The organism is Bacillus sp. MBGLi79, assembly GCF_002953915.1.
Map to the genome: position 1 here is coordinate 39071 of NZ_CP026521.1, position 4078 is coordinate 43148.

Here is a 4078-nt window from a genome sequence, read left to right on the forward strand (position 1 = left end):
AATGGTAGCAAGAGTATCCTTAAGTGTTTCCATCCAAAAGGGGGCTTTTCATATGAAGTTAATTATCGCTGTTGTTCAAGACCAAGACAGCAATAGGCTTTTAAAGGCTTTAACCGATCACAATTTTCGCGTGACTAAACTGGCGTCAACCGGCGGCTTTTTGAAATCGGGAAACACAACCTTCATGTTGGGTGTAGATGATATTCGAGTAGACAAAGCTTTAAGCTTGATAAAAGAAAACGGAAGCAAGCGCGATCAGCTGATTGCCCCTGTTTCTCCAATGGGCGGAAATGCCGATTCATATGTTCCTTATCCCGTTGAAGTTGAAGTGGGCGGAGCAACCGTTTTTGTACTGCCGATCGAGCAATTCCATCAATTTTAAGGGTTGAGGATATGAAAATAAGTCAAGAACTGCGTACAATGATAGAGAAACAGCAGACTCCGCCTGCAAGAGGAGAAAACGTTTCTGCTTCATTTAAAGAGAAGATGAATATACAAAGCGGCAAGCTACGAGTTGAACAGCTGACAATGCTTTTAACAGATATTGAAGCTTTCGGAAAACGTCTATCAAAGTCGAGGAACTTCAAGGATTTGGCCAGATTCAAAGGCTTGATCAAACGATTTGTAAAAGAGACCGTTGAAAACGGGCTGACGGTGGAGAATTCAAGAAGCTTCGATCTGTACGGAAACAGCCGGACATTGAGCATTGTAAAAGAACTGGACGAAAAGCTTGTGCAATTAACAGAGGACCTGATGGACCAAGAAAAATCTTCTATCGAACTTTTAGAACAGATTGGCGAAATCAAGGGTTTACTGATAAACCTTTACACATAGAGAGTGATGGTATGGCTACAACCTGGACAGAAATGCAGAAGCTTCAGCCACGGGTCATGAAGCTTTTGCAAAATAGTATAGAAAGAAACCGGCTTGCCCATGCCTATTTATTTGAAGGGCGCAAAGGGACGGGCAAATTAGACGCGGCAACCCTTCTGGCAAAAAGCTTTTTTTGCCTTGAAGACGGAGCGGAGCCATGTGAGTCGTGCCGGAACTGCCAGCGGATTGAATCAGGAAACCATCCGGACGTTCATGTCGTGCATCCGGACGGACTTTCGATTAAAAAGGGACAAATTCAGGCGCTTCAGGAAGAGTTTTCAAAGACCGGTTTGGAATCGCATAAAAAGCTGTACATTATCTCCCATGCCGATCAAATGACGGTCAATGCGGCGAACAGCCTTCTGAAGTTTTTAGAGGAGCCGAGCAGCGATACAATCGCTGTTCTTTTAACGGAACAGCCGCAAAAATTGCTCGATACGATCATATCGAGATGCCAAGTTTTATCCTTTCAGTCGTTGCAGCCCGAATCAATTGAAAAGGAACTGATCAAACAAGAGGTCTCACCGAATATTGCTGCCCTTTTGTCGAATATGACAAACAATTTATCGGAAGCGCTCGAATTGAGTCGAAATGATCAGTTTGCAGAGTCGCGAGCGAAAGTGATAAAATTGTATGAAGTCTTACACCAGCGAAAAGGACATGCTTTTTTCTATATTCAAGATCAGTGGATGCCCTTTTTCAAGGAGAAAGACCACCAAGAAATGGGTCTTGATATGCTTTTATTTATATATCGCGACGTGTTGTCCATTCAGTTGGGACATGAAGATAAAATACTATTTCAGGACTTATTCCAATCATTAAAACAGCATGCGCTGCAAACAACACAACAAAGAGTGACAAACCAGATACTTGCTGTTTTAGAAGCAAAAAAACGGCTTTATTCCAATGTGAATGCTCAAGGATTAATGGAGCACTTGGTTTTAATGCTGCAGGAGGGATAAGCTTGTACAACGTTATTGGTGTCCGTTTTAAAAAAGCGGGCAAAATATATTATTTCGATCCGAACGGATTTCAGATAGATAAAGACAGCTGTGTGATCGTCGAAACGGTTCGCGGTGTTGAATACGGGCAGGTTGTCATCGCCAACAAGAAAGTAGACGAGAACGATGTCGTGCTGCCTTTAAGAAAAGTGATCAGAGTTGCGGATGAGCGCGACCGCCTGATCGTTGAAGAGAATCAAGAAGCTGCGCTGTCCGCCTTTGATGTCTGCCAGAAAAAGGTTAACGAGCACGGCCTTGAGATGAAGCTGGTCGATGTGGAATTCACTTTTGACCGCAACAAAGTCATTTTTTATTTTACGGCTGACGGAAGAGTCGATTTTAGAGAACTCGTCAAAGATTTGGCGTCAATCTTTAAAACGAGAATCGAACTGAGGCAAATCGGCGTCAGGGATGAAGCGAAGATGCTGGGCGGCATCGGACCGTGCGGAAGAATGCTTTGCTGTTCCACATTTTTAGGTGATTTTGAGCCCGTGTCTATTAAAATGGCAAAGGATCAAAATCTGTCGCTGAATCCGACGAAGATTTCCGGACTATGCGGACGGCTGATGTGCTGTCTGAAATATGAAAACGATGAATACGAAACAGCAAAAGAACAGCTTCCGGATATTGGGGAAGTGATCGCCACGTCCAACGGCCCGGCAAAAGTCGTCGGCTTGAATATTCTTGAACGCATTCTCCAAGTTGAACTGACAGACTGTGACAAAGTCGTTGAATATACGTGGGATGAGCTGTTGCAAGAAGGTGTCGTATCTGCACAAACCACAGATTAACGAGGTGTGAAACCTTGGATAAAAAAGAATTGTTTGATACAGTGATAAGTTTAGAAGAACAAATCGGATCCCTTTACCGCCAGCTTGGAGATCTCAAGCAGCATATCGGGGAAATGATTGAAGAAAACAATCATTTACAGCTTGAAAACGAGCATTTGCGCAAGAGGCTGGAAGAAACGGATCAAAGGCTAAAAAACGCAAAATCCGATGAAAAAGAGATAAAAGCAGAAAAGACAGGGCATGCTGATATTGGAGAAGGCCATGATAATTTGGCGCGCCTGTATCAGGAGGGTTTCCATATTTGCAACATCCATTACGGAAGTGTTCGCAAAGAAGGAGACTGCCTGTTCTGCCTCTCGTTCTTAAATAAAAAATAAGAAAGGCTTCCGGCGGAACGGAAGCCTTTTTAACGGTACAATGTGTTTAGGAAAGGGAAAAGACATGATTCAATTAAAAGACGATGAACGACTGGATTATTTACTTGCAGAAGATATGAAAATCGTGCAAAGCCCGACAGTTTTTGCGTTTTCCTTAGACGCCGTTCTGCTGTCGAAATTTGCATATGTTCCGATACAAAAAGGAAACATCATTGATCTGTGCACAGGGAACGGGATTGTTCCGCTGCTTCTCAGCACCCGCACAAAAGCCGCCATCACCGGGGTGGAAATTCAGGAAAGGCTGTATGACATGGCTCTCCGCAGCGTGGAATACAACAACCTACAAAAACAGATTCATCTCATCAGGGACGACTTGAACAATATGCCGCAGGTGCTCGGATATAATAAAGCTGATGTCGTCACATGCAATCCTCCTTATTTCAAGACGCCGCAAAAAACGGAGCAAAACTTAAATGAACATCTGGCCATTGCCAGACATGAAATTTACTGCACGCTTGAAGACGTCGTTCGCGTCAGCAGCAAGCTGTTAAAGCAGGGCGGCAAACTCGCTCTCGTTCACCGGCCGGGGAGGCTGCTCGAAATCTTTGAATTGATGAAGGCCTTCCAAATCGAGCCGAAGCGCGTCCAGTTTGTTTACCCGAAAAAAAGTAAAGAGGCCAACACCATTTTAGTGGAAGGAATAAAAGACGGCCGGCCTGACCTGAAAATTCTGCCTCCTTTATTCGTATATGATGAACAAGATCAATATACACCTGAAATAAGGAAGATTTTATATGGAGACGAGTAGCCATTATTTTTACGTGCTTTCGTGCCGTGACGGTAGCTTGTACGCCGGCTATACAAACAATATCGAGAAGCGCCTGAAAACCCATAATGACGGGAAAGGCGCGAAGTATACGAGGGCAAGGCTGCCGGTAAAACTCCATTATGCAGAGCGCTTTTCAACAAAGCGAGAGGCGATGCAGGCCGAATACTATTTTAAAAAATTATCGAGAAAGAACAAAGAACGTTATAT

Annotated in this window: 7 protein-coding genes; all 7 read left to right on the top strand. The window is 43.8% G+C overall.

Going from position 1 to position 4078, the window contains the following annotated elements:
* The first annotated feature begins 52 nt into the window (after positions 1 to 52).
* Positions 53 to 382 carry a cyclic-di-AMP receptor gene (locus C1T29_RS00245; RefSeq protein WP_003178156.1) on the top strand — a complete coding sequence of 110 codons (330 nt, stop codon included), beginning with the start codon at positions 53 to 55 and terminating at the stop codon, positions 380 to 382.
* A gap of 11 nt (positions 383 to 393) precedes the next feature.
* Positions 394 to 834 carry a YaaR family protein gene (locus C1T29_RS00250; protein ID WP_020449792.1) on the top strand — a complete coding sequence of 147 codons (441 nt, stop codon included), beginning with the start codon at positions 394 to 396 and terminating at the stop codon, positions 832 to 834.
* A gap of 11 nt (positions 835 to 845) precedes the next feature.
* The gene (holB, locus tag C1T29_RS00255) at positions 846 to 1835 is read left to right on the top strand and encodes a DNA polymerase III subunit delta' (protein ID WP_020449793.1); all 990 of its coding nucleotides are present in this window, start codon (positions 846 to 848) and stop codon (positions 1833 to 1835) included.
* A 2-nt stretch (positions 1836 to 1837) separates the two neighbouring features.
* Positions 1838 to 2665, top strand: a complete 828-nt coding sequence (locus C1T29_RS00260) for a competence/sporulation regulator complex protein RicT (protein ID WP_020449794.1) — start codon at positions 1838 to 1840, stop codon at positions 2663 to 2665.
* A 14-nt stretch (positions 2666 to 2679) separates the two neighbouring features.
* The gene (gene yabA / locus C1T29_RS00265) at positions 2680 to 3042 is read left to right on the top strand and encodes a DNA replication initiation control protein YabA (protein ID WP_020449795.1); all 363 of its coding nucleotides are present in this window, start codon (positions 2680 to 2682) and stop codon (positions 3040 to 3042) included.
* Between the two features lie 64 nt (positions 3043 to 3106).
* Positions 3107 to 3850: a tRNA1(Val) (adenine(37)-N6)-methyltransferase gene (locus C1T29_RS00270; RefSeq protein ID WP_020449796.1), complete on the top strand. Its 744-nt coding sequence runs from the start codon at positions 3107 to 3109 to the stop codon at positions 3848 to 3850.
* Positions 3837 to 4078 (top strand): GIY-YIG nuclease family protein (locus tag C1T29_RS00275; protein WP_208945581.1); only part of this gene is annotated, 242 nt, incomplete at its 3' end. The genes C1T29_RS00270 and C1T29_RS00275, both read left to right, overlap by 14 nt.

What these genes read in the sequence shown, in the direction of transcription:
- C1T29_RS00245 (WP_003178156.1), top strand. Translation starts at nt 53, where the DNA reads ATGAAGTTAATTATCGCTGTTGTTCAAGACCAAGACAGCAATAGGCTT.
- C1T29_RS00250 (WP_020449792.1), top strand. Translation starts at nt 394, where the DNA reads ATGAAAATAAGTCAAGAACTGCGTACAATGATAGAGAAACAGCAGACT.
- holB (WP_020449793.1), top strand. Translation starts at nt 846, where the DNA reads ATGGCTACAACCTGGACAGAAATGCAGAAGCTTCAGCCACGGGTCATG.
- C1T29_RS00270 (WP_020449796.1), top strand. Translation starts at nt 3,107, where the DNA reads ATGATTCAATTAAAAGACGATGAACGACTGGATTATTTACTTGCAGAA.